Genomic DNA, 5,019 nt, shown 5'->3' on the forward strand with positions numbered 1-5,019 from the left:
CGGGTTCCCTCCCCCGGCGGGGGAGGGGTGGGGGGGGGGGGGCTGACAAGCATAAATATCACGGAGGCTATTACACACCAATGAAGATAGCTGTTCTCGCCGACGTTCACGCGAATCTCGCCGCTTTTCGCGCGGTGATTGCCGATATCGAGCAGTGGCAGCCTGATACGGTCATCATTGCCGGCGACATCATCAATCGTGGCCCGCAACCGCGCCCTTGCCTTGAGCTGGCCTTGCAGATGCAGGCTGAACGAGGCTGGCATGTATTGCGCGGCAATCACGAGGGTTACATCCTCAGCTATGACCACGATCTGAACACGGGCCATCCGCCGCAGGGCGGCCAGCGCGTATTGCACGGGCCGATTATCTGGACGCATCAGGAAGTGGTTGATCTGTTGCCGCAGATCAAGGCGCTCCCCACGAGTTTAGCGTTAGCGACGCCGAGAGGAACAGTGATGGTCTATCACGGCTCGATCCATCACGACCGTGATGGTTTGTTGCCCTCTCATTCGCAGCTCGAATTGCAGGCCAAGATTGATTCGGAAGCTGCGGTGTTTTGCACCGCTCACACCCATATGCCGTTCACCCGCTGGGTTGGGCAGACGTTGGTGGTGAACGTGGGGTCGGTTGGGTTGCCTTTTGATGGCGACTGGCGGGTCGCGTATGCTCGCTTGACCCTCGACCAGCACGGCTGGCAGGCGCAGATTGTGCGGGTGCCGTATGATCGCGCCGCCACGCTGCACGCGGCGCGCGCAGTGATGGTTCCTGCGTGCGGGCCGATTGCCCAGATTATGGTGCGCGAGCTGGAAATGGCGCGCTCGTTTTTGTTCGATTTTGTGCCGGTGTATTACGATCCGGTGATCGCCGGCAAGATAAGCGCGGACGAGGCCGTCCACCGGTTTTTGGCCGATCTTGACCGGATGCCGGCTACGGCTCCTGCACGCGCAACGGCGCCGTCGCTTCTAATGCCTTAACCAAATCGCACAGCAGCTCGTTGAACGGCGTCGGCACACCGAGCCGGCGGCCTTCACGCACAATCGCGCCGTTGATGGTGTCGATTTCGGTGGGTGCGCCGCGCAAGATGTCTTGCAGCATTGACGAGCGGTTCGCCGCGGTCGCTTGCGCCACGGCCAGCGTCTCGGCCACGGGATCGGCTAACGCTAGTGTAATGCCGGCGGCACGCGCTACTGCCACCGCTTCCTCCACAGCTTGCCGGACAAGGGCAGATGCTGTCGGCACGCTTGCCAAGGCGCCGTTGGGAACGCGCAGGATCGCGGTGAGCGCGTTGATGCCCACATTCACAATCAGTTTCCCCCACACTAAGCTGTCCAGATTGGTTGTAACCCCAGCCGGCAAGCCAGCGGTGCGAAACGTGTCGGCGAGCGCGTAAGCGATGCTAAGCGACGGCGCCGCGCCAAACGTGGTCGGCCCGCGACCGGCGAGACGCACCCGTCCGGGGCCAAGCAGGGTTGCGCCGAGCGTGGTCACTGCTTGCCCAACGCGTAATGTTCCCAGCCGCCTGCTCAGCACTTCGGCGTTCCCTAGCCCATTTTGCAGCGTGTACGCTACCCCGCCGGGTTTCAAGATCTGCGCGGCTGTCTCGGCGGCCCACACGGTTTGGGCGGCTTTGACGGTAACGAGCGCGACATCAACCGGCTCCACGCTCGCCGGGTCAATCGTTGCTAGGATCGAACGGGTGATTTCGTCACCATCTAAGGCGCAGCGCAACCCGGTCGCGTTGATGGTGCTAACGTGTTCCGCCCACGGATCCACGAGCGTGATCGAAATGACAGGAGCGAGGTGGAATCCGATCACACTGCCAAGCGCGCCGGCGCCAATAATTGCAATCTTCATAGTGGGCGACCTCTGTTATACTACTGTCACGACCATGGTAGCACAGCAGATGAAAAGGTGCGCTATGAAGCAGATCTGGAGATTGCTCATCGCGAGTCTGGTCTTGGGGCTGGTTGGTTGTGGGGGGGCGGCAGCGCCGCCAACACCGACACCGACTCCCGATCCACGAGCGTTGGCATCGGCTATCGGTCAGGCAACCCAAAATAGCCAGAGCGCCCATTTTCGGATTACCCTGACCGGCAAGCCGGTGGCGCTCGACGCGGGAGGGTTAACGACGCTGAATAGCATCGAAGGCGATTTGCGCCGTCCTGATGCTGTGCTCTCGGTGCTCAACATCACGCTTGGCAATGCAATTAGCGAGATCCGGACGGTCTCGCTGGCCGGCAAGCAGTACACGACGAATCCGATTACCCGCCAGTGGATGTGTCTGCAACCCGGCTCGACCTTTGATCCGGCGGTCTTATTTGCTCCCGATATTGGGATCGAGGCGTTGCTGGCGAACCAGTTTGCCGATGTGACGCTGGTGGGGATTGAAGACCTGAACGGTCGTCCGCATTACCATCTGCGCGGCACGCTACCGGCTGACAAGTTGCGCGCAATCAGCCTCAATCTGTTGGGGGCAGGGCCGGTCGCCACTGATTTGTGGGCCGATCAGGCGACTATGCGCGCTAGCCAGGTGGTGCTGGTTGATACGGCTACCGATGCGACCAGTCCCAGCACGTGGACGCTTGAGTTTAGCGAATACGACAAAACGGTTGATGTCCGCGAACCGGTGCAATGCCCATGACGAATCCTGCGCTGACCAAAACCGGAGTGCGCGCGTTCGATCCCCGGATTACACTGGGATTGGTCTGCTTGGCGATCTTTATCGGCGCGGTTGATTTGACCGTGATTAGCGCGGTGTTGCCGAAGGTCATGATCGACCTGCGCCTGTCGCTCGACACCGAACTTAACCGGGCGTCGTGGGCAGTGAGCGGCTATCTGCTGGCCTATACGGTGAGCATCACCTTTATGGGCCGCTTATCGGATCTGCTCGGACGGCGCATGGTCTATCTTGTTTGCTTGATCGTCTTTTTGATCGGGTCGGCGTGGGTGGCCGCCGCGCCCAATCTGACGATGCTGATCATTGGCCGGGTAGTGCAGGCGCTGGGCGCGGGGGCGCTGGTTCCGGTCTCGATGGCGCTGGTTGGCGATCTCTTTCCTCCCGGCCAGCGCGCGGCGGCGCTGGGGTTGATCGGCGCGGTTGATACCGCCGGCTGGATGGTCGGCCATCTTTACGGCGGCGTGCTGATGCGGATTTTCGACGATTGGCGGCTGCTCTTCTGGCTGAATCTGCCGATCGGGCTGGTGGCGTTGGGGTTGACGTGGTACGCATTGCGCCAGATTCCTACCCCGCCGCGAGCCGGCCATTTCGATTGGCTGGGCACGGTGTTGCTCAGTGGCAGTCTGGTGGCGTTGAATATCGGCTTGGCTGCCGGCAGTGAATTGGGCGCAACCGATTTCTACGGCGAGCGGCTGGGGCCGCCACCCTACGCCGGGCCGCTGGTGATAGTGGCGCTGGTGTTGCTAGCCCTCTTCGTCTGGGCCGAGCGGCGCAGCGCCGATCCGCTGATCGGGCTGGAACTCTTTACCCGGCGCGATACAGCGATGGCTTGCGTGATCAATGTCATGGTCGGCTTTGGGCTGGCGATTGCGATCACGAATGTGCCACTCTATATCAATACTTATCTGCTGCTCTACAACCCAACCGATAGCGATATTCTGCGGGTGGCGGCGTGGGATGCCGGCTGGATGCTGTCAGCCTTGACCTTGAGCATGGCGGTGGCGGCGCTGCCGGGTGGTTTGTTGACTGGACGCTACGGCGGGCGCTTGCCGGCGTTGCTCGGTTTGGCCCTCGCGTTGGTTGGCTATACGCTGATGGCATTTTGGGGGCCTGAAGCGACCTATCTGCGCATGGGCCTTGAGCTGGCGTTGACTGGGATTGGCCTTGGCTTGGTGATTGCGCCGGTAGCCGATACAGTGGTGGCGGCAGCCGGTGAAGACCGGCGCGGCGCTGCGTCGGCGTTGGTGATTGCGTTGCGGCTGGTAGGGATGACGGTCGGCGTCGCGATCTTGACTCTCTGGGGCGTACATCGCCAAGATGAATTGCGCCGGGCCGGCGCCGATAACCCGCTGGCTATGACCGACCCGGCCCGATTCCTGATGGAGATTGCGGCGCAGGTGATCGGCGAAACGTTTTTGTTCGGCGCAGCGGCATGTGTGGTCGGGCTGCTGGCAGCGTGGTTGATGCGCCAAGCCTCCGCCGGTGCGGATGGTAAGCAGTAGACCCTCTCGCTATGGAGTGCGGCAGTACAACTGCCGCTCCTCACTCCGCAGTATCGCTGGGTTTGATAACAACAGAACGGACATGTTCAATGCACGACGACGAGATTCAGCGCCTGATCGCACAGCGGTTGCCGGCTGACGTGCGGGCTGGCTCGGCTGAGATTCGCCGGTACAGCGACGAATTGATCATCATTCTGCCTATCGCGCGTCCGCTCGAAGAGATTCCGCTGTTGCGTGAGCAGACCCGGCGTGACCGGATGCGAATCGCGCGCGAGATCGAACGTCACTGCGGGGTGCCAGTGGCGTGGGGTATGCGCACCGCTGACCACGAGGTGCTCTTTACCACCCGCACAGTACCAGTGATGACCCGGCTGGGCCGTGCCGAACGTGAATTGCTCGATCTGTTGGTGGCGGTTGGCATTGCCGATACCCGCAGCAGCGCATTGGCCTACATTGCTCGCGCCTTTGCCTACGAACACCGCGAATGGCTGGCCGAAGCCCGCCTCGCCGTCGGCGAAATGGCTCGTGTGCGCGCCCGTCTCCAACTCACGCCACGCCCCGGCCCGCCCCCTGTGCCGCCGGCTGCCGAGGGTGATTGACGTGATGAGGCGACAAGAATGAAGCGAATCATCCGCAACGATGGCTCGTTGGCCGATTGTACGGTGTATTCTCCGCTAGAACTATTTGGCTCTTTTGTGTCTTCTCGCGGCTATCAGCAACCCGCTTGACAAAATCCCTACCTTGCTGCTAACCTTAAAGGCGTCGGGGCGTGGCTCAGCCTGGTAGAGCACCGCGTTTGGGACGCGGGGGTCGTGGGTTCAAATCCCTCCGCCCCGACCA

The 5,019-nt window shown here is 61.7% G+C and carries 5 protein-coding genes and 1 tRNA gene; 5 read left to right on the top strand and 1 reads right to left on the bottom strand.

All coding sequences use genetic code 11. From position 1 onward, the window contains the following. The first annotated feature begins 80 nt into the window (after positions 1-80). Positions 81-974: a metallophosphoesterase family protein gene (locus U9R81_RS13325; protein ID WP_322495931.1), complete on the top strand. Its 894-nt coding sequence runs from the start codon at positions 81-83 to the stop codon at positions 972-974. Here the strand turns inward: U9R81_RS13325 and U9R81_RS13330 are convergent. Further along, positions 928-1,854 (bottom strand): 2-dehydropantoate 2-reductase, encoded by a 927-nt coding sequence (locus U9R81_RS13330; RefSeq protein WP_322495932.1) that lies wholly within the window; start codon positions 1,852-1,854, stop codon positions 928-930. The genes U9R81_RS13325 and U9R81_RS13330 overlap by 47 nt on opposite strands. A gap of 64 nt (positions 1,855-1,918) precedes the next feature. Here U9R81_RS13330 and U9R81_RS13335 point away from each other — a divergent pair, with 64 nt between their 5' ends. The 4 genes from U9R81_RS13335 to U9R81_RS13350 all read left to right on the top strand — a co-directional run bounded on the left by U9R81_RS13335 (position 1,919) and on the right by U9R81_RS13350 (position 5,019). Next, the gene (locus tag U9R81_RS13335) at positions 1,919-2,641 is read left to right on the top strand and encodes an LppX_LprAFG lipoprotein (protein ID WP_322495933.1); all 723 of its coding nucleotides are present in this window, start codon (positions 1,919-1,921) and stop codon (positions 2,639-2,641) included. Next, positions 2,638-4,179 (top strand): MFS transporter, encoded by a 1,542-nt coding sequence (locus U9R81_RS13340; RefSeq protein WP_322495934.1) that lies wholly within the window; start codon positions 2,638-2,640, stop codon positions 4,177-4,179. The genes U9R81_RS13335 and U9R81_RS13340 overlap by 4 nt, the downstream gene beginning before the upstream one ends. A gap of 89 nt (positions 4,180-4,268) precedes the next feature. Then, positions 4,269-4,778, top strand: a complete 510-nt coding sequence (locus tag U9R81_RS13345) for a hypothetical protein (protein ID WP_322495935.1) — start codon at positions 4,269-4,271, stop codon at positions 4,776-4,778. Positions 4,779-4,942: 164 nt separating this feature from the next. Next, positions 4,943-5,019, top strand: a tRNA-Pro gene (locus U9R81_RS13350).

Source organism: Chloroflexus sp. (assembly GCF_034435895.1).
In the GTDB taxonomy this organism is placed as follows: Bacteria; Chloroflexota; Chloroflexia; order Chloroflexales; family Chloroflexaceae; genus Chloroflexus.